The sequence below is a fragment of the Hafnia alvei genome (genome assembly GCF_034424155.1).
Taxonomy (GTDB): domain Bacteria; phylum Pseudomonadota; class Gammaproteobacteria; order Enterobacterales; family Enterobacteriaceae; genus Hafnia; species Hafnia alvei.
Genome location: NZ_CP139992.1, coordinates 2,142,435 through 2,167,291 on the forward strand (window position 1 = coordinate 2,142,435; position 24,857 = coordinate 2,167,291).

At 51.0% G+C, this 24,857-nt stretch carries 23 protein-coding genes; 9 read left to right on the forward strand and 14 right to left on the reverse strand.

The window, feature by feature from the left end; all coding sequences use genetic code 11:
* Positions 1-38: 38 nt before the first annotated feature.
* Complete coding sequence (fecA, locus tag U0008_RS10030; RefSeq protein ID WP_051874133.1) at positions 39-2,399, forward strand: TonB-dependent Fe(3+) dicitrate receptor FecA; 2,361 nt, start codon at positions 39-41, stop codon at positions 2,397-2,399.
* Between the two features lie 69 nt (positions 2,400-2,468).
* On the opposite strand, the gene potC is transcribed toward fecA, so the two are convergent.
* From potC to potA, 3 genes are read right to left on the reverse strand one after another with little or no spacing between them, the layout of a single operon-like run.
* Entirely contained in the window at positions 2,469-3,248 is a 780-nt protein-coding gene (gene potC / locus U0008_RS10035; protein WP_025801202.1) for a spermidine/putrescine ABC transporter permease PotC, read from the reverse strand.
* Positions 3,245-4,105 (reverse strand): spermidine/putrescine ABC transporter permease PotB, encoded by an 861-nt coding sequence (potB, locus tag U0008_RS10040; RefSeq protein ID WP_043493075.1) that lies wholly within the window; start codon positions 4,103-4,105, stop codon positions 3,245-3,247. The genes potC and potB overlap by 4 nt, the downstream gene beginning before the upstream one ends.
* Positions 4,089-5,228, reverse strand: coding sequence for a spermidine/putrescine ABC transporter ATP-binding protein PotA (gene potA, locus U0008_RS10045; protein WP_043493077.1), 1,140 nt, complete (start codon positions 5,226-5,228; stop codon positions 4,089-4,091). The genes potB and potA overlap by 17 nt, the downstream gene beginning before the upstream one ends.
* Positions 5,229-5,822: 594 nt before the next feature.
* On the opposite strand from potA, the gene pepT reads away from it, so the two are divergent.
* Positions 5,823-7,055 (forward strand): peptidase T, encoded by a 1,233-nt coding sequence (pepT, locus tag U0008_RS10050; RefSeq protein WP_025801205.1) that lies wholly within the window; start codon positions 5,823-5,825, stop codon positions 7,053-7,055.
* A gap of 72 nt (positions 7,056-7,127) precedes the next feature.
* On the opposite strand, the gene U0008_RS10055 is transcribed toward pepT, so the two are convergent.
* Together U0008_RS10055 and U0008_RS10060 are read right to left on the reverse strand one after the other, a co-directional pair.
* Complete coding sequence (locus U0008_RS10055) at positions 7,128-7,442, reverse strand: putative quinol monooxygenase (protein WP_025801206.1); 315 nt, start codon at positions 7,440-7,442, stop codon at positions 7,128-7,130.
* A 9-nt stretch (positions 7,443-7,451) separates the two neighbouring features.
* The gene (locus U0008_RS10060; protein WP_025801207.1) at positions 7,452-8,039 is read right to left on the reverse strand and encodes an NAD(P)H-dependent oxidoreductase; all 588 of its coding nucleotides are present in this window, start codon (positions 8,037-8,039) and stop codon (positions 7,452-7,454) included.
* A 329-nt stretch (positions 8,040-8,368) separates the two neighbouring features.
* On the opposite strand from U0008_RS10060, the gene dkgB reads away from it, so the two are divergent.
* Positions 8,369-9,169 carry a 2,5-didehydrogluconate reductase DkgB gene (dkgB, locus tag U0008_RS10065; RefSeq protein ID WP_043493349.1) on the forward strand — a complete coding sequence of 267 codons (801 nt, stop codon included), beginning with the start codon at positions 8,369-8,371 and terminating at the stop codon, positions 9,167-9,169.
* 86 nt (positions 9,170-9,255) lie between these two features.
* Here dkgB and U0008_RS10070 read toward each other — a convergent pair whose 3' ends face one another.
* The 9 genes from U0008_RS10070 to pspF all read right to left on the reverse strand — a co-directional run bounded on the left by U0008_RS10070 (position 9,256) and on the right by pspF (position 20,485).
* Positions 9,256-11,196 (reverse strand): exoribonuclease II, encoded by a 1,941-nt coding sequence (locus tag U0008_RS10070; RefSeq protein WP_043493079.1) that lies wholly within the window; start codon positions 11,194-11,196, stop codon positions 9,256-9,258.
* A 139-nt stretch (positions 11,197-11,335) separates the two neighbouring features.
* Positions 11,336-12,448 (reverse strand): peroxidase, encoded by a 1,113-nt coding sequence (locus tag U0008_RS10075; protein ID WP_043493080.1) that lies wholly within the window; start codon positions 12,446-12,448, stop codon positions 11,336-11,338.
* 189 nt (positions 12,449-12,637) lie between these two features.
* Positions 12,638-13,426 carry an enoyl-ACP reductase FabI gene (fabI, locus tag U0008_RS10080; protein ID WP_025801211.1) on the reverse strand — a complete coding sequence of 263 codons (789 nt, stop codon included), beginning with the start codon at positions 13,424-13,426 and terminating at the stop codon, positions 12,638-12,640.
* Between the two features lie 260 nt (positions 13,427-13,686).
* Positions 13,687-14,499 carry a putrescine export ABC transporter ATP-binding protein SapF gene (sapF, locus tag U0008_RS10085; protein WP_043493082.1) on the reverse strand — a complete coding sequence of 271 codons (813 nt, stop codon included), beginning with the start codon at positions 14,497-14,499 and terminating at the stop codon, positions 13,687-13,689.
* Entirely contained in the window at positions 14,496-15,491 is a 996-nt protein-coding gene (sapD, locus tag U0008_RS10090; protein WP_025801213.1) for a putrescine export ABC transporter ATP-binding protein SapD, read from the reverse strand. Before sapD ends, sapF begins: the two co-directional genes overlap by 4 nt.
* Before the next feature lie 8 nt (positions 15,492-15,499).
* Positions 15,500-16,390 carry a putrescine export ABC transporter permease SapC gene (sapC, locus tag U0008_RS10095; RefSeq protein ID WP_025801214.1) on the reverse strand — a complete coding sequence of 297 codons (891 nt, stop codon included), beginning with the start codon at positions 16,388-16,390 and terminating at the stop codon, positions 15,500-15,502.
* Positions 16,377-17,342, reverse strand: a complete 966-nt coding sequence (gene sapB, locus U0008_RS10100) for a putrescine export ABC transporter permease SapB (RefSeq protein WP_025801215.1) — start codon at positions 17,340-17,342, stop codon at positions 16,377-16,379. Before sapB ends, sapC begins: the two co-directional genes overlap by 14 nt.
* Positions 17,339-19,060 (reverse strand): ABC transporter substrate-binding protein SapA, encoded by a 1,722-nt coding sequence (gene sapA / locus U0008_RS10105; protein WP_226930219.1) that lies wholly within the window; start codon positions 19,058-19,060, stop codon positions 17,339-17,341. Before sapA ends, sapB begins: the two co-directional genes overlap by 4 nt.
* Before the next feature lie 417 nt (positions 19,061-19,477).
* Positions 19,478-20,485 carry a phage shock protein operon transcriptional activator gene (gene pspF, locus U0008_RS10110; RefSeq protein ID WP_043493085.1) on the reverse strand — a complete coding sequence of 336 codons (1,008 nt, stop codon included), beginning with the start codon at positions 20,483-20,485 and terminating at the stop codon, positions 19,478-19,480.
* Between the two features lie 228 nt (positions 20,486-20,713).
* Here pspF and pspA point away from each other — a divergent pair, with 228 nt between their 5' ends.
* The 6 genes from pspA to U0008_RS10140 all read left to right on the forward strand — a co-directional run bounded on the left by pspA (position 20,714) and on the right by U0008_RS10140 (position 24,838).
* The gene (gene pspA, locus U0008_RS10115; RefSeq protein ID WP_025801218.1) at positions 20,714-21,379 is read left to right on the forward strand and encodes a phage shock protein PspA; all 666 of its coding nucleotides are present in this window, start codon (positions 20,714-20,716) and stop codon (positions 21,377-21,379) included.
* Between the two features lie 110 nt (positions 21,380-21,489).
* Entirely contained in the window at positions 21,490-21,717 is a 228-nt protein-coding gene (gene pspB, locus U0008_RS10120) for an envelope stress response membrane protein PspB (RefSeq protein ID WP_025801219.1), read from the forward strand.
* The gene (gene pspC / locus U0008_RS10125; protein ID WP_025801220.1) at positions 21,717-22,076 is read left to right on the forward strand and encodes an envelope stress response membrane protein PspC; all 360 of its coding nucleotides are present in this window, start codon (positions 21,717-21,719) and stop codon (positions 22,074-22,076) included. The genes pspB and pspC overlap by 1 nt, the downstream gene beginning before the upstream one ends.
* Before the next feature lie 30 nt (positions 22,077-22,106).
* The gene (locus U0008_RS10130; protein WP_040045045.1) at positions 22,107-22,358 is read left to right on the forward strand and encodes a phage shock protein PspD; all 252 of its coding nucleotides are present in this window, start codon (positions 22,107-22,109) and stop codon (positions 22,356-22,358) included.
* A 21-nt stretch (positions 22,359-22,379) separates the two neighbouring features.
* The gene (locus tag U0008_RS10135; RefSeq protein WP_043493089.1) at positions 22,380-23,777 is read left to right on the forward strand and encodes a YcjX family GTP-binding protein; all 1,398 of its coding nucleotides are present in this window, start codon (positions 22,380-22,382) and stop codon (positions 23,775-23,777) included.
* Positions 23,774-24,838, forward strand: a complete 1,065-nt coding sequence (locus U0008_RS10140; protein ID WP_043493090.1) for a YcjF family protein — start codon at positions 23,774-23,776, stop codon at positions 24,836-24,838. The genes U0008_RS10135 and U0008_RS10140 overlap by 4 nt, the downstream gene beginning before the upstream one ends.
* Positions 24,839-24,857 lie beyond the last annotated feature (19 nt).

Below are 24,857 nucleotides of genomic sequence, written 5' to 3' on the forward strand. Positions count from 1 at the left end.
GCCGCTAGGCATATTCAATGATGATTCAGGAGTTTGTTATGTTATTTCAGGCAGGAAACGCCTCTTTGTATCTCTCATCAGGCAAAATCTCTCCGTTAGCGCAGGCTATGAAGCGGGCATTGATCTGCATGGCGCTGCTTCAGGCACCTCATGCATTCGCGGCAAATTCGCCCAGCTTGCAGGCTTCCGCTATTTCTTTGGACGAAGGGCTGAATCAGTTCGCGCGCGAAACAGGCATTTCTTTGGTGATGAATGCAGAGATCACGGCAGGAAAAACCGTATCTGCCGTGCCTAAAAAGGTACCCGCTCAGCAGGGGCTCAATGCTCTGTTGCAGGGCAGTGGGCTGGTGGCGCACGCGTTAGGGAATAATAGCTTTGCGATTGAACCATCGCCTCAGCCGCGCGGTGAAGAAACATTAACCGTGGTGGGCGATTGGCTTGGGCAAGCACGTGAAAACGATGTTTTTGAACACGCGGGTGCTCGCGATGTGGTCTACCGCGAACAGTTTGCCACCACCGGTGCAACGCGTATGCGCGATGTGCTAAACCAGATCCCAGGCGTGGTCGCACCGGAAAACAACGGTACCGGCAGCCATGATTTAGCGCTGAATTTTGGCATTCGCGGCCTAAACCCACGTTTGGCCAGCCGTTCAACGGTATTAATGGATGGTATTCCTGTACCGTTTGCCCCCTATGGTCAGCCGCAGCTCTCTTTAGCACCGGTTTCGTTGGGTAATATGGATGCCATTGATGTCGTCCGCGGCGGTGGTGCTGTGCGCTATGGGCCGCAGTCGGTAGGTGGCGTGGTGAATTTTGTCACGCGTGCCATTCCGAAAACCTTTGGTGTGGAAGCAGGGATGCAGGGCAATTTAACGCCAACGTCTACGCAGGATCACCCGAAAGGCACCGGCAATCTGATGATTGGCGGAACTGCGGATAATGGCCTCGGCGCGGCGTTGCTTTACTCCGGCACCCGAGGCAGCGATTGGCGTGAACATAGCTACACCAAGATTGACGACGTGATGCTCAAAACGCAATACGCGCCAAATGAAGAGCATAAATTCACTAGCCTGCTACAGCATTATGAAGGTCGGGCAGAGATGCCCGGTGGTTTAACGCAGGCACAATACGATCGCGATCCCTACCAATCCACACGCCTTTACGATTCTTTTTGGGGACGCCGCGATCTTGCCAGCCTAGGCTATGAATATCAGCCCGATCAGCAGCATAAATTCAACGTACAGACGTTTTATACCTACACGCTGCGCAGTGGTTATTTAGATCAGGGTAAAAAACTGACGCTTTCGCCGCGTGAATATTGGGTTAGAGGCGTTGAACCACGTTATAGCCAAAGCTTTATGCTGGGATCTTCAGCCCATGAAGTGGGGATAGGCTATCGCTACGTGAGCGAATCTACCCATGAGTTACGTTATTACACCGCCACCAAATCTGGCGTATTGCCAAGCACTAATAGTCCTTACGACCGTGATACGCAATCAGGCACGCAGGCGCATGCCGTGTATCTCGACGACCGTGTTGATATCGGTGACTGGACCATCACGCCGGGCATTCGCTACGAGCATGTCAGCTCATATCAAAAGAATCAGATCAAAGGTGATAAGCAGGAAGTTAGCTATAACGCCCCGCTACCGGCGTTAAACGTGATGTATCACCTCACGGATGAATGGAATCTTTACGCGAACACCGAGGGATCTTTTGGCACCGTGCAATATAGCCAGATGGGGAAAGCGATTTCCAGCGGCAACATTGAGCCAGAAAAAGCCCGCACCTGGGAATTAGGCACCCGTTACGATGGAGACGCGCTCAAGGCGGAATTGGGTGTATTCCTGATTAATTTCAACAACCAGTATGACTCAAACCAAGCAACCGACAGCGTAACGGCACGTGGCAAAACGCGTCATACCGGCGCAGAAACCAGCGCGCGTTATGATCTCAGCGAGCTTGCGCCAGCGCTGCAAGATGTCAGCGTTTCTGCTAATTATGCGTATGTTAACGCTGTTATCCGCGAAGACGGTGACAATCAAGGGAATCAGGTCCCGTTCTCGCCAAAGCATAAAGGTATGATCGGGTTAGATTATCGTCCAGGAGATTGGGCGTTTAATGTGAACGGGCAATTCCAGTCGAGTCAGTTTGCCGATAATGCCAATACGCAAAAAGCCAGCGCAGACGGCAGCACCGGACGTATTCCGGGTTATATGATTTGGGGATTACGTGCTGATTACCAATTCGGACCCGATATGGCGAATTTAAATCTCGGTATGGGCGTGCGTAACCTGTTGGATCATCAGTATTTCACCCGAGCCTATGATGACAACAATAAAGGGATTTACGTAGGAGAACCGCGCACGCTGTTCTTGCAGGGATCGGTGAAGTTTTAATTGATGAACGTATGAACATGACAAAGGCGCTTTCCAGCGCCTTTGTCATAGTAGATTTAACTTATCCCGCTACTTACTCGCTGTTCTATCACGCAAAATAAGCTGGCTGCCAAGAACCAACACCAACGAAAGTACCAACAGTATGGTTGCCAAGGCGTTCACTTCCGGCGACACACCCACTTTCACCATCGAGTAGATTTTCAGCGGTAAAATTTCATAGCTTGGGCCAGTGACGAATGATGAAACCACCACGTCATCCATGGATAGGGTAAAGCTCAGCAGCCAACCCGCCGCCACTGCAGGCATCGCCAACGGCAGGAGGATTTTCCGCAGGATCGTCACTTCACCCGCGCCCAAATCTTTTGCCGCTTCAAGCATTCGCACGTCGAAACCTTTTAAACGCGAATACACGGTGACAACCACAAAGGGTAGGCAGAAGGTGATGTGTGAAAACAGCAACGACCAAAAACCCAATGAAACGCCCAGCAGCATAAATAGGACTAACAGTGAAATTGCCATCACGATATCGGGCGACATCATCACCACAAAAAGCATGCCGCTAACGAAAGGTTTGCCGCGGAATCGGTAACGGAAAAGCGCCACTGCCGTTAATGAACCAATCAGCGTGGCAAAGGTGGCAGAAAGGACGGCCATGGTGATGGAATGCCCAGCCGCTTGCAGCAGGCTGTCATTGTTCATCAACGTGCTGTACCAATCAAAGGTGAAGCCTTTCCAATTGATACCAAAACGCGAACTATTAAACGAGTTAGCGATCAGAATAATAATAGGGATATATAAATAGGCGTAGACGATGGACATAAATCCACCGCGCAGCAGGCGTCCGATCATTCCAGTTCCACCTTTTTATTCATCAGTTTCCCAACGCGGTAATAGATATATAGCAAGATGCCCATGACCAGTGTCAAACAGATGCTAGTGGCCGCGCCGAATGGCCAGTCACGGATATTCAGGAACTGGCTTTTAATCACGTTGCCAATCAGCAGGTTCTTCGCGCCGCCCAGCAGGTCGGAAACGTAAAACAGCCCCAGAGATGGCAGCATGACCAGCAACGAGCCCGCCACAATACCGGGCATGGTGAGAGGAACAATAATCCGAATAAACGTTTGGAATTTATTTGCCCCTAAATCACGTGCGGCCTCTAATACCGACTTATCCAGCTTCTCGATGCTGGAATACAGCGGCATCACCATAAACGGCAGCAGAATATAGATAAGCCCAAGGATCACGGCTTCGGGCGTGTACATGATGCGCAGCGGCTTATCGATAATCCCAATCCACAGCAGAACCTCGTTTAAATAACCTCGGGTACTGAGGAATAGTTTCAGGCCATAAATACGGATCAGTGAGTTGGTCCAGAAAGGCACAATCAGTAAAAACAGCAGAAGAGGGCGAACTTTTTCCGGTAGCCGCGCCAGAATAAAGGCAAAAGGATACCCGATCACCAAACAACATAGCGTGGCGATGATAGCCATATTCAGCGAGTGCAGAAGCACTTCGGCATACAATGGATCAAATAAGCGAGTGTAATTATCGAAGGAAAACACCATCTTTATCAGATGGGTGTCATCACGCGTCAGGAAGCTGGTGCCGATAATCATCAGATTCGGCATAAAGACAAACAGCACCAGCCAGGCGACCACGGTTGTGATCACCACGTTTTGAAAATACTTACGCGACTTCTTCATTAGCCAGCACCACCTCCCAGCTTTCGACCCAAGTCACGGCCATTTTCTGATCTAACGAATGATCGACGTCGGGATCGTCTTCGTTAAAGAATTCGCTCACCAGCACCATCTTTCCGTTCTCTAATTCAACGGTAGATTCCAACGTCATGCCTTTATAGTTGCGCTCGCGCACGTATCCTATGATGCCATCAACCTGTCCGGCATCGTGGATCTCTTCGACTCGCACATCTTCGGGGCGCAGCAGCACATTCAGCTTATCGCCCGGCTGCACGTCCATTTCAGCATTGACGTAAATATTACACTCGCGGCCTTCGACGTTGGCACGAACGCGATGTTCGTCCACGCGATACAGAACCTCGGCGTCAAAAATATTGATCTCGCCAATAAAGCTGGCAACAAACAGGTTCTTAGGTTCTTCGTAGATTTCGCGCGGTGTACCGTCTTGCTCAATCTTACCATCACGCATCACCACGATGCGGTCTGACATGGTCAGCGCTTCTTCTTGGTCGTGGGTGACGAAAATAAAGGTAATACCCAGCTTACGCTGCAAGGCCTTGAGCTCATTTTGCATCTGTTTGCGCAGCTTATAATCCAGCGCAGACAGCGATTCATCCAGCAAAAGCACCTTGGGTTTATTCACAACCGCACGTGCAATGGCCACGCGCTGCTGTTGTCCGCCAGACAGCTGATGCGGCCGACGCTGAGCGAACTCCTCTAACTGCACCATACGCAGCGCTTCATGGGCGCGAGGAATAATTTCGGCTTCTGGTCGTTTCTGCATGCGCAAGCCAAAGGCGACGTTGTCCAGCACGGTCATGTGCGGGAACAGCGCGTAGCTTTGGAACACGGTATTAACGCAGCGATTCTCGGCTGGGACGTGAGTGATATCATCGCCGTCCAAAATAACGCGGCCATCATCAACGTCTTCCAAACCGGCAATAAGACGCAAAACGGTGGTTTTCCCGCAGCCAGAGGGGCCGAGAATGGTTAAGAACTCGCCATGATTAATAGTAAGGTCAAGATCGGTGATGATGTCTTTATCATCAAAAGACTTACGGATACCTGTCAAACGAACAACAGGCTGTAATGCTGCGTTGGAACCCAGAGAAGATATCTCAGTCATTTATTTGCTACTCTATCCCGTTACGTGTTGCAGATAGAACCGCCGCTGAAAAAAAAGACTGTAGGAGCAGAAGACTCAAAGTAAATCAATGAGTCAGGTAGCTCAAAACCAGCGGCGCCACTCAAAAAATAAGGCGCGAATGATAGACTGAGTGAACCTTAATTAAAAGCCAGCCAGCCAAGAAAACCCGATTTTCTCGCCTTGGTTTAACTATGATGCACTAATTTACCCCAAATGGGGCAGAAATCCTGTGAAACGGCTATTTTTATCCGGTATTACTTTCCTTACTTTCTTTAACTTTAGCTAAAAATGACCTGACGCAATATTTCCGTTTTGAGCCCTACGCATAATGTAAAACCTATGACGAGGGCATAGGGGATTTTTCATAATATGAGACAGATCACATGATTATGAAGAGATACCCTTGCAAAGCCCCCACTTGACGTTGTCAGGCTAGCCCATTAGTCGATTTTTTAAACCCGACATAAAATTTAGGGTTATTTATCTAATGCGGCACTTGTCCTTCATTCTTAACCATCGATTATGGGGATGATGTGGACTGCGACGAATAACGAATCATTGCGAGACACTTTTATGAATAACTTACTCGATCGCTTTTTTAATTATGTTTCTTTCGACACACAGTCCAAAGCAGGTGTACGTCAGGTTCCTAGCACAGATGGCCAGATGAAGTTGGCGCGGGCGCTACAGGCTGAATTAGTTGAGCTCGGCTTCGAGCAAGTCACGTTAAGCGATCATGGCTGTGTGATGGCAACGCTGCCGTCTAATGTCAGTTGGAAAGCGCCGACAATCGGTTTTATCTCGCATTTGGATACCGCGCCCGACGCCAGCGGTAAAAATGTGAATCCGCAGATCGTGGAAAACTATCGCGGTGGTGATATTGCTTTAGGCATTGGTGATGAGGTTCTCTCGCCGGTGATGTTCCCCGTATTACACCAGCTGTTAGGCCAAACGCTGATTACTACCGATGGCAAAACGCTGCTCGGTGCCGACGATAAAGCCGGTATCGCCGAAATTGTGACCGCTATGCTGCGTCTCAAACATAACAACATTCCACACGGCGATATTCGCATTGCGTTTACACCGGATGAGGAAGTCGGCAAGGGGGCTCAATTCTTTGATGTTGAAGCCTTTGACGCGGAATGGGCCTATACCGTTGATGGTGGTGGCGTCGGCGAGTTGGAGTGTGAAAACTTCAACGCGGCATCGGTGACGATTAAGATCGTGGGTAACAACGTGCATCCGGGCACGGCGAAAGGCGTGATGGTTAACGCGCTGTCACTTGCTGCGCGTATTCACAATGAATTACCGCCAGAGCAAACGCCTGAACACACGGAAGGCTATGAAGGTTTCTATCATCTTGCCTCGATGAAAGGCACGGTTGAGAAAGCAGAAATGCATTATATCGTGCGTGATTTCAGCCGTGAGGGCTTTGAAGCTCGCAAGAAAAACATCATGGATATCGCAAAGAAAGTGGGCAAAGGTTTGCACCGTGACTGCTATATCGAAGTGACGTTAGATGACAGCTACTACAATATGCGTGATGAAGTGGCAAAACACCCACATATCATTGAATTGGCACAGCAGGCGATGCACGACGTCGGCATTGAGCCGATTATGTGCCCAATTCGCGGGGGGACAGACGGCGCGCAGCTTTCATTCCGCGGTCTGCCTTGCCCGAATCTGTTTACCGGAGGCTATAATTTCCACGGCAAACATGAATTCATTACCTTGGAAGGTATGGAAAAAGCGGTATCAGTGATTATGCGGATCGCCGAACTGACCGCGCTGAAAGCTAAAGGCTAAGCGATTAACGACATAAAAAAGCCGCTGAAATATCAGCTGCTAAAGCAATAGACACAGTGGCAATAAAAACGGTTAGCAAACAGAATGATCGGTCAAGATGCGCAGGGTAACGGATTCGACCTGATCCTGCGTTTCTTCATGGTGGCGAACCATGTGTACCGTTTTCAGATGGGCATCCAAATGCGCGTGAGATTCCCAACGTTCAACCATGAAAAGCGTGTCAGCGGCTAAACTCTGACGCTCAATAGCGGGCAAGGTATCCGTGAGCGGCGTGTACTGATAGCAACCTTCCTCCGCCAGCACTTCTGCTTGCAAAGCTTGAAAGCGCTTAACGATAGCGTCTAAATGCCCCGCACGAACTTTAATTTCGGCAATAACAGTAATCATCGCAATCTCTTATTTGTTAGCAAACACGGTCGCCAAATGGTCGCGGTAGCATGCAATGTTATGCTCCACATTTGGATTTTTGATCACGTCGGTGCACAGGAAAGTTGGCAGACGAGTCATACCCAAGAATTCGTTGGCTTTATGGAAATGCATGTACAGACCATCAACGCCCTGACCGTGGAAGAACTGTTCTGGATCGTCGAAAGCTTCCTGTGGCGCATTCCAAGTCAGAGACAACATGTGCTGTTTACCCTGAATCAAGCCGCCAGAACCGTATTTTTTGCTCGCGTCTGAACGGGTACGACCATCGCTCGCGTACAGACGGCCATGACCTTCGGTGAACACTTCGTCGATATATTTTTTAACGATCCACGGCTCACCCATCCACCAACCTGGCATCTGGTAAATAACCACGTCGGCCCACAGATAGTTTTGAATTTCTTGTTCGATTTCGTAACCGTGGTCAATCGTAGTTTCACGCAGTTCGTGGCCCATCGCAGCCAATGTTTCTTTAGCGACGTCATGCAGAGTGGTATTCAGCTGGCCCTTAGAGTGGCCAAACGCTTTCATACCGTTGATCAGGAAAATCTTACTCATAATGAAGCTCCTCATGCGGCGCAGAATAGGGCGTGGCGCCGTGTTGTGATTCGATAATGTAATTAGCGACTGATGCAATTATCACACTATTTATTTTCATAAAATAGGCGATCTGAATCACAACACCTTTGCGTTTGAGTCAATAATTGAGGGCAGAATAAGATTAGTCTGGGCATTTGTGATTCTTGAACACAATACATTTGCAATTAACGCTATTTTAAACAAAAAAACTTCCCCACATACTCACTCTCAGCAACAGGGCAACGCTTTGCCCAACATCACTCTGTTACCACACAAAATCAAAAGGATATAAAATGAGCAACACCAAAATGATGATGCCAAAACTGGGGCTAGGAACGTTTCGTCTGAAAGAGCAGGTCGTGATTGATTCTGTGCGCAATGGGTTGGCGCTGGGGTATCGTCATATCGATACCGCGCAGATCTATGGCAATGAAGCTGAGGTTGGACAAGCTATTGAAGAAAGCGGTGTACCGCGTGATGAGCTGTTTGTTACCACGAAAATTTGGCTGGAAAATCTCGCGCCTGAAAAGCTGATTGAAAGCCTGCAAGAAAGCCTGAAAAAACTGCGACTGGCGCAGGTCGATTTAACCCTGATCCACTGGCCAACGCGTGATGCATCGCCAACCATTGCTGAGAGCATGCAGGCCTTGTATCAGGCTCAGCAGATGGGTTTAACCAAAGCGATAGGGATCTCTAATTTTACTATCGAACAAATGAAGCAGGCCATCGACGCGGTGGGTGCGCAGAATATTGCTAGCCAGCAAATTGAGATCCATCCGTTCCTGCAAAATGAAAAAGTGGCTGAGTTTGCTGCCTCTCAGGGCATTCCGGTAACTGCCTATATGCCTCTAGCCTATGGCAAGGTGTTAACAGACGTCGTCATTACCCAAATTGCGCAGGCGCATGGTGTGAGCGCCGCACAGGTGGCTTTGGCGTGGTCGTTACAAAAGGGTTACACGGTTATCCCTTCGTCCACCAAACGTGAGAATTTAGCCAGCAACTTAGACGCATTGAAGATTGTTTTAAGCGATGCGGAAATGAAGCAGATTGCAGAACTTGAACGCAACGAACGTTTAGTCAGCCCTGAGTTTGCGCCAGATTGGGATTGATTTGAAAACGTCTGTTGATCTCACATTGCGCGCTTAAACGATTGAGGAGCACGGGGCGAGTACCCCATGCCCCTCAATATTTCAGATTAAGCAACCGGCTTGGCAATAATACTGCGTGTTTCTAAGCGCACTTCAACCAGATAAACCTGTAGGGCATCGCCCGTCTGATAAACGGTTTCGCCTTTGATCTGAATGGAGCCCGTCTCTTGGCTACATACCAGCTCATCACGCACGGCGTGAATAAACGAGGATGGAATAAACGCCATCGCACCGTTATCAACCAAACGCACGCGCATACCGCCACGCGAAATATCAACGATTTCAGCGTTAAAATGAACGGCTGGATCCGCTTTATCTTTCAGGAAGCGCGCATATAACCAATCACCAACATCACGCTCGGCCATACGATTCAGGCGGCGGCGATCTGCCATCTGAACGGTAATGGCTTCATCCGGGCGTTCGGCCGGTTTATTCGCAATTAGCGCTTTCAGCAGGCGATGATTCACCATGTCACCGTATTTACGGATCGGCGAAGTCCAGGTTGCGTAGGCCTCTAAGCCTAAACCGTAATGCGGGCCCGGTTCGGTGCTGATTTCAGCAAAGGTCTGGAAACGGCGCACGCGACTATCAAGGAACGTCGTTGGCAACGAATCTAAGTGACGACGCAGTTCGCAGAAGCCCTGCAAGGTTAATAATGCTTCTGCGTTGGCAGATACATCGTTGGCTTGCAGAATGCTCACGGCCTGTTCAACCAGCGCCGGATCGAAACCGGAGTGGATGTTATAAACACCGAAGCCTAAACGGTCACGCAGCACGATGGCAGCACAGACGTTAGCGGTGATCATACACTCTTCCACGATACGGTTTGCCACACGGCGATGCTCGGCAATGATATCAACCACGCTGCCTTTTTCGCCTAAAACAAAGCGATAATCTGGGCGATCTTTAAATACCAAGGCGTGGTGCTGACGCCAATCAGAGCGGGAATCGGCTAAGCGATGCAACAGGCGAACCTGCTGTTCGATTTGGGCATTTTCCGGTTTCCAACTGCCAACGCCTTCCAGATAGTCTGAAACTTCGTCGTAAACCAGCTTGGCTTTGGATTCAATCCAGCCAGCAAAGAAGCGAATATCGTCAGAAATAGCGCCGTCTTTCTGTATGGTGACGCGGCATAGCAACGCTGGACGGCGTTCATTAGGGCGCAGTGAGCACAGATCGTCAGACAAATCGCGCGGCAACATTGGAATGTTGAAACCAGGCAAATAAGTCGTGAAAGCACGCACCCGAGCAATTTTATCCAGCTCGGAGTCTGGCTCAACGTAGGCCGTTGGATCGGCAATGGCGATGGTTAATGCCAGAGAACCGTCTTCGTTCTCCTGCACATACAACGCATCATCCATATCTTCGGTGCTGGCGCTGTCAATGGTGACGAATGGCAGAGCGGTGAGGTCTTCACGCTCCAAGCCTTCTTCATGCATTTCGCTACCAGACCATTCTGGTGCCGTGCGATCCAGTCCGTGACGGGAAAGGGTGACCCACCATGGTGCAAAATCATCATCCGCGTCGGTAATAAACGTGGTGATATTGGCAAAGAAAGTGCGGTCGCCTTTCAGCGGATGCCGATTCATTTCAGCAACGGCCCAGTCGCCTTGCTTAAACTCATGCGTGACGTTGTTGTCCGCTCTGCATGGGATGGCATCTTTCAGCAATGGATGGTCGGGGATGATGGAAAGGCGGTTATCACCGTCTTTTTTCTGTACCCGGCCAACGAATCTTGTTAGGAAAGGCTCAACCAGCTCTTCCGGCTCAACGACTTCACGATCTTTCTCAGTGTGAACAGCAGCCAGAACGCGGTCACCATGCATGACTTTTTTCATGTACGGTGGCGGGATGAAATAGCTTTTCTGGGCGTCAACTTCCAAGAAGCCAAAACCTTTGTCGGTCCCTTTAACCACGCCTTCAACGCGTGGAGTCTGGGAGTGCAGTTGCTGTTTTAGCTGCGCGAGCAGCGGGTTATCCTGAAACATAGTATTGAAACGTAGATTCCGGCAGGTGGATGAAGTGAATGACCTCAAGAGCGGTTCACATTTTTACGCGAATCAGTGCCTGTGAGCAAGCCCATGATGCGACTGGGGATGAAATGATCGGCAAATGGGGTAAATCTGTTCATTCCCCCAGCGAAACGAGTAGCCGTTGGCTCCACGCGCCGGTTGCTAGGGCAATGATAAGCTCAAGAATTTCTGCGGCTGACAGCCCCGACTGAGTTAAAGACGTGATGTGTGCGGGAGAAAATAAGCAGGGGGTTTGCGTGAGGGTCAGACTGGCTTGAATAATAGCCTGTTCACGGCGGCTGCATTGTGCGAGTGCGGTCACGGGATCGGCGAGTACTGCGTCGGCCTGCTGGCGATGTTTACTCAGCAGCAAAAAACGGCGTGCGTGATGTTGGCTACTGCGATGACAGCCGAGAAGCCTAGCGCTAACTAAAAAGGCCAGTTCACGCAGCGGTTGGCGCAGCAGATCGCTACAGTTGTAGCCGTCGCTAAAAATTTCACTGCTGGTATCAGCGCCTTCACCGTCATGCATGTTGATCAACATTAAGACGATGGCGAGCCCCGACGGTGCACCGCATATTGCCACCGGTGCCAGCGTGGCGTCGGCACCGAGCGGCAACCAAGGGCGCCATGCCGCCGATGACGCTTCTGTGAGCGGAGCCAATTCAAGGGTGGGAAATATTCTTGGCTCAGACGGCAACGAACAGCCGGAAAGGGCGGCAGTGCCCGCAATCAGGCGCGACTGTAGCACTACAAGGCCTATTATTTGTGACAGTGTCACTATGTCGGGGTATGACAGTTTTACCGCACGCAGCGCGCGTAAGGTTTGTTTTGTACTGCGTGTGGGGTCCCACGCCAGCAGCCGAGCATGCTCGGTAATTTGGGCTAAACGCTGATTACTTTCGCGGGTGTTGTGTGGGCAATGTAGCGGAGCCAACTGCTTGGCATAAAAGGCGCTAAGCGGTGTTACCTGCGAAACCTGCGCTACGGTAAGCGCAATGCTTAAGCGGTCGTAGCGTGAGAGAGAATGTTCGCGGGAAACTTCAGGCTCGGAGCCTAACAGTTGGGTATAAACATCGCCAACCCGCTGGAAATAGGCGTCACGCTCGGTACGCTCATTGAACAACGGAAAGCGGCCCTGAGCCAGATGCTGGTGATTATCCGCATCAGAGGTTGGTGCGTTATGGCGTGAGCTAAAAACCGTCAGCGGCGAGTTTGGTCGCTCCATCGGATATCCTTCAGACGTCGGGCAAGAAAAGGGGGAACCCTTTATGAAACAGGGTACTATCCTTGCCGAATGCGGCCTAGAGATGAAATATTGTTAAGGAATAGCCTAGGCTGAAAAGGAATAACCGCGCTGAGATAAAAAAATCCCCAGCCGAAGCCAGGGATTTATAAGCGGAATAAACGACGGAAATTAATCCAGTTCCAGCTCGTTCATTGCTGCAATGTTGAAGCCGCCATCGACGTGCAGGATTTCACCCGAAATACCGCCTGCCAGTGGTGAGCATAGGAATGCGGCTGAGTTACCGACGTCTTCGATGGTCACGGTACGGCGAATTGGGGTAACCGCTTCGCAGTGTGCCAACATTTTACGGAAGTTTTTAATGCCAGACGCTGCCAGCGTACGGATTGGACCCGCAGAGATACCGTTAACACGGATACCTTCTGGGCCCATCGCGTTAGCCATGTAGCGAACGTTAGCTTCCAGAGACGCTTTTGCCAGACCCATCACGTTATAGTTAGGGATTGCACGTTCTGCGCCCAAGTAGGACAGAGTCAGCAGGCCTGAACCTGGGTTCAGCATGGTACGGCATGCTTTTGCCATCGCAACGAAGCTGTAAGAGCTGATGTCGTGTGCGATTTTGAAACCGTCACGGGTAACCGCATTCACGTAGTCGCCGTCCAACTGGTCGCCTGGAGCGAAGCCAATGGAGTGAACGAAACCGTCGAATTTCGGCCAAGATTTTGCCAGCTCGGTAAACATCGCATCGATGCTTTCGTCTTCTGCTACGTCACAAGCCAGAACCAGATTAGAACCCAACTGAGCGGCGAATTCTTCTACGCGAGATTTCAGTTTGTCGTTCTGGTAGGTGAAAGCCAGCTCGGCGCCTTCACGGTGCATAGCCTGTGCGATACCGTAGGCAATGGAGAGTTTGCTGGCTACGCCAGTGATCAGAATGCGCTTACCGGTTAGAAAACCCATACAAATAGTCCTTGTAGTCTTAGTTTATGCCGTACTGCGATGCCAATAATATTGGAGGAGCAGGGCATAAACTGATAGAGGCGGAGGAAAACCAATTCACATTTTTATACAGAAACAGGAATTGTTAATTCTTCCAGCACTTGTGTTAATAAAACAAAACCGAGCGATTCTATCACGCTTGATTCACTGTGGAATGCTTTTGATGCTCTGCTCGGATCAGTGATTGAATTTTAGTCCGTAATTGGCGATAAAATCGCTTTTCAGAAAACACCACCGTCACGACGCCATGCATCAGCCGTTAATGCTTCACCAAAATGACTATTGATGAGACGCTTGGTTTGCTCATGCAGTGGGGCTGCCAACACCTCCGAAGTGCTACCGCGCTCCACCACTTCGCCATGATGCATCACCATCACCTGATCGCTAATGTGCTTCATCATGCCCAAATGCTGGGTAACATAGATGTAAGCGATACCGTGTTTTTGCTGCAGTTCCAACATCAAATTTATAATCTGTGAACGCATCGACATATCCAGCGACGCTAACGCTTCATCCGCTACGATCACCTGTGGCTGCAATATTAAGGCGCGCGCCAAGGCGATGCGTTGAATTTGTCCGGACGCTAACATATGCGGATAGTAATAGGCGTGATCCGAACGCAAGCCGACTTGGCGCAGCGTTTCATTGATACGCTGTTCACGCTCGGGCGCATCCAGTTCAGTGTTTAGCCGTAGGGGAACGTCAAGGATCTGGCCGATACGCTGGCGCGGATTGAGTGACGTAGACGGATCTTGAAAAATCATGCGGATCCGCTGGCTGCGGTAGCGAAAATCGCCGTACTCTAGCTGCTTGTCATCAATCACGATATCGCCCGCCGTGGGCTCAATCATGCCTGACAGCATTTTTGCCAGTGTGGATTTCCCTGAGCCGTTTTCACCAATAATCGCCAGTGTTTGTCCTTCGCGCAGCGTAAAACTAACGGGTTTAACCGCTTCAAGATTTTGGCGACGAAACAAGCCGGTGCGGTAGCGGAAGGTCTTTTGTAGATTGTGCACCTCCAACAGCGTACTCATTGCGTCTCCTCCATGTTAAGCGGGAAATGACAGGCAAACTTATGCGTTTTTACGCTGCGCAGCGGCGGTGTCTCAATGCATTTTTTTTGCGCATACGGACAACGTGGGCCTAAGCGGCAGCCGATAGGCAAATGCTCTAACGAAGGAATGGCACCCGGTAGCGTGTTTAAGCGGCTTTTATGGGGCAGTGCGCGGCCAAAATCAGGCATCGCGCGGATCAGCGCCTGCGTGTAAGGATGATGTGGCGCAACTAAAATATCTTCACAGGTCGCGCTTTCAACCGTTTGGCCGCAGTACATCACGTTAATGCGGTCAGCCCATTTGCTCATCATTTGCAGGTCATGGCTGATCAATAAAATCGTCGTGTTGTTGTTTTGATTCATGCGCGACAGCAGACGGAAAATTTGCGCCTGCGTGGTGGGTTCCATGGCATTGGTCGGTTCATCGGCAATCAGCAGACGTGGCTGGTTAGCCAAGGCGATGGCAATCATCACCTTCTGGCATTCACCTTCCGTCAACTCATACGGGAAGCTACGCATGATATCTTTGTGGTCTTTAATCCCGACGCGATGCAGCAGTTCAATGGCGCGGCGTTTACGCCAGCGAAAACGCTGCCACCAGCGGCCTTTATAGGTCCAACCGGGGATCGCCTGAATCACCTGTTTGCCAATGCTTTCAGAAGGGTCCAGACAGGACTGTGGCTCCTGAAAAATCATCGACACATTATGGCCCACCAGCCGACGTCGTTGACGCGGCGTTAAGCGCAGCAGGTCAATGTCATCAAAGCGAAAACGGTCGGCGGTGACTTTCCAGTTATCTTTGGTTACGCCGCAGATCGCTTTGGCAATTAAACTTTTGCCTGAGCCAGATTCACCAACCAGTCCGCGCACTTCGCCTTCGGTGAGCGTAAGGCTGACCCGATCGACGGCTTTGACCGGCCCTTCGGCGGTCATGAATTCAATGGTGAGGTTACGAATATCAAGTAACGGCATTTTGTTTCCTATTCCACACCGGCATTAATCGCGCGGCGCATTCCGTCGCCCAACAAATTCACCAGCAGCACGCTGATCATAATGGCAGCGCCTGGCAACATCACCGTCCACGGCGCGACATAAACCAGCTCCAAGGAATCACCCAGCATGGCTCCCCATTCTGGCGACGGCAGTTGAGCCCCCAGATCGAGAAAGCCTAATGCAGCGATATCTAATATCGCCATGGAGAGGGCGCGGGTAAATTCACCCACCAGTACGCCCGCGATATTGGGCAGCACGGAATCCCACAGGATAAACCACGTTGATGCGCCGTCTAAACGGGCGGCAACCACATATTCTTTCTCAAGTTCTTCGTGAACTGAGGTATAAACTTCTCGCACCATATGTGGCAAAAGGGCTAACCACACGGCCAGCATGGCGTGCTCAAGGCGCGGCCCTAAAAAGGCGACAACGACAATGGCTAACAGCAGAGAAGGAATCGACAGCAGCGTATCCAGAATGTGGTTCAAAATCGCGGAACGCAGACCGTGGGTGACGCCCGCTAGAATGCCGATAATGACGCCAAAAACGCTGGCAGCGATGGTGACGACCAGCGCAGAACCAAACGTTGGTGCGACGCCGCTTAATAAACGGCTGAGAATATCGCGGCCCAGATCGTCGGTGCCAAGGAAGAATGACACGTTACCGTAACGTGACCACGACGGCGGCAGTAATTGATAGCCAAGGAATTGCTGATCCAGCGCATAAGGTGCCAGCATGGTGCCGAAAAAGCACAGGGCGATCAGCAGCAGCACGCCATACAAACCAATCATGGCGAGGGTATCGGCATGGAAATGCAGCCACGTCTGACGCAGCGGGCTCGGTACGCGTTTTTCGCGGTATACGTTATCGAAGTGCATACCATTCCTTATGTTTCAGCGGATTAGTCAGCGCACCCACAATATCAGACAGCACGTTGACGACTAAAACCAACGTCCCTACCAGCATGACACCGGCAGAGATAGCGGCAAAGTCCTGTTGGCGGATGGCGTTAATCAACCAACGCCCGAGCCCCGGCCAACTGAACACCACTTCGGTAATCATCGCCAGCGTTAGCATGGTCGAAAATTGCAGCCCCAACCTTGGGATAATCGGCGGCAGCGCATTGTGTAACACATGACGGCGAATAATAGTGAAACGCGATAAGCCACGCGTGGCGGCGGCTTTAATGTAATTCTGGCTGACGACGTTATCGGTGCTGATACGCATCAGGCGGATCACTTCGGTCATCGGCACCAGCGCCAGCGCCGTCACCGGTAGGATCATATGACGGGCAACGCTCATCAGCATGTCATCACGATAAGGCGAATCTGACAGCCAAGCGTCAATCAGCGCAAAACCGGTCACGTTTTTCATCGGGTAGAGCAGATCGTAGCGGCCTGAAACCGGCAGCCAGCCGAGATGCAGCGAGAAGAACAGCATCAGTAGGATCGCCAGCCAAAATACCGGCATTGAATAGCCAAACAGCGCCAGCGCGCTAATCGCGCCATCCTGCCATTTGCCGCGCAGTAAACCGGCAATAATACCCAGCGGAATACCTACCACCAGCGCAAACACGAAGGCCAGAATGCACAGCTCCATGGTAGCGGGGAAAACTTCCTTCAGCTGTTCGATAATCAACTGCCCGTTAATACTGGAAACGCCGAAGTCGCCTTGCAGCAGACTATGCACATAGAAACGGTAGGCGTCGAACAGCGAAGCGCCACCTAACGGCGCATGTGGCGTGAAATAGAGCAGGCTAAACCCCACCAGCGACAGGAAAAACAGCGTCACCAGCAGCAGCAAAAGACGGCGCAATGTGAAGATAATCATGGTTTATCCTCCACGACGACAGGGGGTTCTGAGGCTGGCGTCGGTGGTCCCGCATCAGGATCGTTGGTGGCAGCCGGTTCTGGCTGTTTTTCACGATAAACACCGGCAAATGAGGCGTTACCAAACGGGCTCAATACCAGTCCTTTGATGTCATAGCGATATGCCTGCAGGCGCAACGAGGACGCCAGAGGCAAGATAGGCAGCTGTTCTTCTAAGATCTTTTGTGCATCTTGATAATCGTCAATACGCTGCGACAGTTGCTGAGACAGCAGGGCTTTATGCAGCAGCGAATCAAAAGAAGGATCGCACCAGTGCGCCAAGTTAGTCTGCGACTGAATTGCCGCGCAGCTCAACAACGGACGGAAGAAACTGTCTGGGTCATTACTGTCGGTTGCCCAGCCGGAGAGCGTCATATCGTGGCTCATGTCGCTCAGGCGCGCTTCTTGGAATCGACCTTCCACCGGAATAATGCTGACTTTAATTCCCACCTGCGCCATATCAGCCTGAATCAGCTCGGCGGTTTTTAGCGGGCTCGGGTTATAAGCTTGAGACGCCGTTGGCACCCATAGCTGTAAGTGCAGATTGGTCACGCCTGCCTGTTTCAGCAGTTCACGCGATTTTTCTGGATTGTATTCGGTAATCTTTGCTTCGCTGTCATACGCCCAAGACGCACGAGGCAGCAGAGAAGCCGCGGTTTCCGCCGTGCCGTAGTAGATAGACTGCATCAGGCGCTGGTTATTGATGGAATAGGCAATGGCGCGGCGAACGTCCAAATTATCCAACGGCGGCTTGCGGGTGTTGAACGCCAAGTAGGCAACGTTCATTCCAGGGCGCAGCGTTAAACGCAGACGCGGATCGTCGCGCAGAATGCTCAACTGGCTGGCCGCAGGGTAGGCCAGCACGTCGCATTCGCCGGTCAGCAGTTTGGACAAACGCCCGGTGCCGCCTGCGCCGAGGTCAATAATAACCTGTGGCATCCGCGGTTTGCCTTTCCAAAACGCATTGTTGCGATCCAAGCGAATATATTGTCCCGCGTGGTACTCATTGAGCATAAACGGACCGGTACCCACCGGCAGACGGTCGATATCTTCTTCTTTGCCCTTTTTCGCTAAGTTATCTGCGTATTCAGACGAGAGTATTGGCGCGTAATGCGTGGCGAGGTGCCATAAGAAAGAGGCATCCGGTTGTTTAAGGCGAATTTCAACCGTTGAGTTATCCAGTTTACGTACGCTTTGCACCGCATCGCTAAACTGCAAACTCTCGAAATAGGGATAATGACCGCCGTTCACTTCATGATACGGATGGTTAGGATCAAACATGCGGTTGAAGCTAAACACCACATCATCGGCGTTCATCTTGCGCGTCGGTTTAAACCAGTCAGTGGTTTGGAACGGCACATCTTTACGCAGATGCAGCACATAGGTTGCGCCACCGTCTAACACCTCCCAGCTCTGGGCTAATTCAGGAATGAGGCGGTAGGTATAGGGGTCAACATCTAACAGACGATCGTAAAGCTGCGCGGCGAGGGTATCGACCGTAAGACCGCTGCTGGCCATCTGTGGATTGAAGGTATTCAGGATCCCGCTGACGCAATAAATGAAGCCGCTCTGGCGGATATCCGGCAGCGGTTTGGTTTTGGTCACAGGGGCAATTTCGGCTGCTGTCGCAACGGCAGACAGGCAACTTAATGCCAGCATCAGGGTTTTTAGACCACGCATAAACGCTTCAAGAGGTTGTTGAGCAAAGTGTTTAGTGTAACGTACATTGGCTGGCAGCCCAATCATTCCAGTGAGATGAAGGGGTTATTTGCCTTTTGCTTAACCAATCTACTGGTAAGCATAAGTCAGAAATCACGCAGCAGTGGGGTTTTGCGCTAAATATTGCGTAATAAAGCGGCGAAGAAGATGTGAGCTGGCGCACGCTGCAAATACAAATAAGAAAAATTCGCAACAAACCACTTTACACATGGTAGTGATAACCATTATCATCCATCTCGTTCTTTAGAGAATGCCTCCTCAGGGCAATTAATTCTCTTAAGAACACGACATTGCTCACATTGCTTCCAGATCTACTTTATAGCCAGCCGGGTGCTGGCTTTTTTTTATCTGTAATTTACCGAAACCTCGTTGCTAATCTTATCCCTGAATCCCCAACTTCTTCATGATTCCACGCAGTTGGTGATAGGTCAGATTCAGCAACTCCGCGGCCTGACGTTGATTATGCCGACTCTCTTGCAGCGCCTGAATAATGATCTGTTTTTCGCGCTCTGCCAGCCAATCTTTAAGATCGATGGGTAAAGACGGCTGCGCTGTTTGTGCATCTATTTGTGACGCCGCAGGCGTGCTGGCAGAAGAGGGCAAGTCGGTTGTGCGATGTTTAAACGGATTAATCACGATCGCGTCTAACTGTTCGGGTGAATCACCATGACGATAGACCGATCGCTCCACCACGTTTTTCAATTCACGGATATTGCCGGGCCAGCCGTAATCCAGTAGCGTTTGCCGCGCGCCATCGCTGAAGCCGGGAAAGAATGCGAGCCCCAGTTCACCGCACATCTGCATGGCAAAATGCTCAGCCAACAGCATGATATCGCTGCGACGCTCTCTTAACGGCGGAAGTTGGATAACGTCAAAAGCTAAGCGATCCAGCAAATCAGCGCGGAAGGTACCCGCTTCAGCCATCGCCGGCAAATCAGCATTGGTCGCGCATACTAAGCGCACATCGACCTGCAAAGGCTGGCTGCCGCCTACGCGCTCTAAATGACCATATTCAATCACGCGCAACAGCTTTTCCTGAATTAACATTGGCGCGGTAGCCAGCTCATCAAGAAAGAGCGTACCGCCGTCGGCACGCTCGAAGCGGCCTAAATGGCGCTTCTGCGCACCGGTAAACGCACCGGCCTCATGACCAAAAAGCTCGGAATCCAGCAAGTTGTCATTGAGCGCGGCACAGTTCAGCGACACGAACGGCCCCTGCCAACGATTAGACAGATAGTGCAGACGATGAGCTATCAGCTCTTTACCTGTTCCACGTTCGCCAATAATTAATACCGGTTTATTCAACTTCGCCAGCTGCGAAGTCTGCTCCAGCACCTCAAGGAAGCTGTTGGCTTGGCCGAGCATATTTTCAATATTATCTGACATCGCAGGATTCCATTTAGTGAATTTCGCTATCTGTTGGCTAAATTCATCACATCATGTTTTGCCTGTTGGTGGCAACAATTTTTATTTTTTCTTTATAAATCAATTTATTAGTTTTAATTTAAAAGTTGGCACGAAAGTTGATTATGTATTTGCGAGACAGTAAACCATTTTAACAACGGATGTGCCGAACCAAACGCACGCCGCAACGCAAGAGTGAGGGTATTAACAATGGGTATTTTTTCTCGTTTCGCCGACATCGTAAACGCCAACATCAATACGCTGCTGGATAAAGCAGAAGATCCACAGAAGCTGGTTCGCCTGATGATTCAGGAAATGGAAGATACTTTGGTCGAAGTGCGTTCCACTTCCGCCCGCGCTTTAGCCGAGAAAAAACAGCTGATGCGCCGTATTGAACAGGGTGAAACTCAGCTCAATGAGTGGCAGGACAAAGCCGAGCTGGCGCTGCGTAAAGATAAAGAAGATCTGGCACGTGCGGCGTTAATTGAAAAACAGCGAGTGAGTGATTTGCTGACCACGCTGCGCCATGAAGTGAGCAACGTAGAAGAAACGTTGGATCGCATGAAGCGCGAAATCACCGAACTAGAAAGCAAACTGACGGAAACGCGTGCTCGCCAACAGGCACTGGCGCTGCGTCAGCAGGCCGCTGCATCATCGCGTGAAGTTCGTCGTCAGCTCGACAGCGGTAAATTAGATGAAGCGATGGCGCGTTTTGAGCAGTTTGAACGCCGTATCGACCACATGGAAGCCGAAGCTGAAACGATGGGATTAGGCAAAAAGAAATCGCTGGATCAAGAGTTTGCCGATCTGAAAGCCGATGATGAAATTGGCCAGCAGTTGGCGGCGCTAAAAGCCAAAATGAATCGTCCTGAATAAGCGCGATGTAGAATCAAATGACCGGCGTTATGGTATGGAATACATCCATAACGCCGGAGAAGGGAATAGACTGTTGCTAATGGCTGTAAACCAATAATAAGGAATTCACGATGGGCTACCTTTTTCTTGCCATCCCTCTGACTATTTTTGTGCTGTTTGTATTACCTGTTTGGCTATGGCTGCATTACAGCAATCGTCAGCAAAACGACAGCGTCTTGCAAACGCAGGAAGTGCAGCGCTTAGCGCAGTTAAATGAAGAAGCACAGCGCATGCGTCAACGCATTAGCGCGCTGGAATCCATTCTGGATGCGGAGCATCCAAACTGGAGGGACGCTTAATGACAACGCCGATGAGCGGTAAAAAACTGTATCGCATTCCTGAGCGAGGCGTGGTGAAAGGCGTTTGCGCAGGGCTAGCCGAATATATGGGCGTTCCTGTTGCCTTGGTGCGCGTGATGGCGGTGCTGTCGATTTTCTGCGGCCTGTTTATCATCACCGCGATATTGTACGTGGTGTTATCCATGACGCTGCCAACCGCCCAAGTGGCGGAGCTGAGCGGCGATCATCAACCGTCACCGCGTCAGCAAATGCAGGTGGTTACCACCGAACTTAACGAATGCGAGCAGCGCCTGCGTCGTTTGGAACGTTATGTGACCTCGGAAACGTTTGGCGTCAATAAGCGTTTCCAGAATTTATAGTTTTATTAATGACACGCTGGGGAGAAAACGATGAGTCAATTTAAACCTGCTGATATGCTGCGTGCAGGTGGCCGTAAGGCTCGGCGTCATCTGCCTGGCCTCATTAAGAACGGTTTGCTTTTGGGGCTGACCTTTGCCCCAGCCGGTATTGCCGCCGGTGTATTACGTTATGTAACGTGGCGACCTTTGCGCTGGCTGTTAATATGGGGGCTAGAACCCTTATTACAGCGCGCAGTTCGTCAGGCAACGTCTCGATATCGTCACGGAGCTGAAAAGCCATAACGGCTTCGTGTAAGGAGAGGAATGAAAAGGCTACAAAATGAATTAGCGTCTCTGGTTAACCGCGGTGTCGATCGCCATTTACGTTTGGCGGTGACAGGGTTAAGCCGGAGCGGAAAAACCGCATTTATCACTTCTCTGGTTAATCAACTTTTACATATTCACAGCGGTGCTCGTTTGCCGCTGTTTTCTGCCGTGCGTGAAGAGCGGTTGCTCGGCGCCAAGCGCGTTCCGCAGCGCGATCTTGGCGTGGCACGCTTTACCTATGATGAAGGACTGTCACAGCTCTACGGCATGCCACCAACGTGGCCGACGCCGACGCGCGGCGTGAGTGAAATCCGTTTGGCACTGAAGTTTCGCAGTAATGATTCGCTGCTGCGCCATTTTAAAGATACCTCGACGCTGTATCTGGAAATTGTCGATTACCCCGGCGAATGGCTTCTCGACTTGCCGATGCTAGAGCAAGACTATCTGAGCTGGTCACGCCAGATGAATGGTTTGCTGCAGGGGCAGCGTAAAGAGTGGGCCGCAGAATGGTTAGCGCTGTGTGAACAATGCGATCCGCTAGCACCGGCAGATGAAAAACAGTTAGCGGCAATTTCACAGGCCTATACCGACTATCTGCTGCGTTGCAAAGAAGAAGGGCAACACTTTATTCAGCCGGGACGTTTTGTGTTACCTGGCGACTTGGCCGGTGCGCCGGCGTTGCAGTTTTTCCCTTGGCCACAGGTTGAAAGCATGGGGGAATCTAAACTGGCTCAGGCCGATAAGCATTCCAACATCGGCATGCTGCGTTCGCGCTACAACTATTATTGCAATGAAGTGGTGAAGGGCTTCTACAAAGAGCACTTTGTTCGTTTCGATCGTCAAATTGTGCTGGTGGATTGTCTACAACCGCTGAATAGCGGGCCGCAGGCGTTTAATGAAATGCGTCTGGCGCTAACTCAGCTGATGCAGAGTTTCCACTATGGCAAACGCACGCTGTATCGCCGGCTCTTTTCGCCGTGCATCGATCGCCTAATGTTTGCGGCCACTAAAGCTGACCACGTCACCGCCGATCAGCATGCCAATCTGGTCTCTTTGCTTCAACAGCTGGTGCAGGATGCATGGCAAAATGCGGCGTTTGAAGGGATTAGCATGGACTGCGCCGGTATCGCTTCGGTGCAGGCTACACAGAGCGGTTTGGTCGAGCATAACGGACAGAAAATCCCTGCGTTGAAGGGATATCGTCTTGCCGATGAGAAGCCACTGACCGTATTTCCCGGTGAAGTGCCCGCGCGTTTGCCCAGCAACGAATTCTGGCAGAAGCAGGGTTTCCATTTTGAAGATTTCCGCCCACAGAGTATGAACGTGGACAGCCCATTACCGCATATCCGCATGGACAGCGTGATGGAGTTTTTATTGGGAGATAAGCTGCGATGAGCGAACCGATAAAACCAAGAATTGATTTTGACCAACCGCTGGCGACCGAGCCGGAAATGGTGCTGAAAGCCAGCCAACAGTTTGCGCCACAGGACGCTGAAAATTTCCTCCCAGCCGAGCCAGAAGTCCTGACGGAAGAGCAGGACGAAGGGCGTGCAGAAGGCATTATCAATGCGGCGCTTAAACCAAAGCGCAGCCTATGGCGGCGCATGGTCGGTGCTGGTTTAGCGTTGTTTGGTGTGAGCGTGATTGCCCAAGGTGTGCAGTGGTTTCATCAGGCGTGGGTTCAGCAGGACTGGATTGCGCTGGGCGGCACCGTTGCCGGTGGTCTGATCGTATTGGCGGGCGTTGGCTCGCTCATCACGGAATGGCGACGTCTTTATCGTTTACGTGAGCGGGCGCAAGAGCGCGATGTTGCGCGCGACTTGTTGCATAGCCACGGTATCGGGCAGGGTAAAGCGTTTTGTGAAAAGCTGATGCAGCAGGCAAATCTAGATCAGAGCCATCCAGCGGTACAGCGCTGGCAGGCGTCGCTGCATGAAACACATAACGATCGAGAAGTGGTCGAGCTGTATTGCAAACTGGTACAACCGGTGCTGGACGTTCAGGCTCGGCGTGAAATCAGCCGCTACGCCGCGGAATCGACCCTTATGATCGCCGTCAGTCCGTTGGCGCTGGTGGATATGGCGTTTATCGCGTGGCGAAATATCCGTCTGATTAATCGAATTGCGGCACTGTACGGCATTGAATTAGGTTATTTCAGCCGTATTCGTTTATTCCGCTTGGTGCTGCTCAATATTGCCTTTGCCGGTGCTTCCGAGCTAGTGCGCGAAGTGGGTATGGATTGGATCTCGCAAGATCTAGCCGCTCGTCTTTCAGCGCGTGCCGCGCAGGGCATCGGTGCTGGTTTACTGACTGCGCGCTTGGGGATTAAAGCGATGGAGCTATGTCGCCCGCTGCCGTGGCTGGAAAATGATAAACCGCGTTTGGGGGATTTCCGTAAGGAGCTGATTACTCAGTTGAAGCGCGTTGCGCCGAAGAAAAATACTGATAAACAGTGATATGTTGCGTTAATTCTTA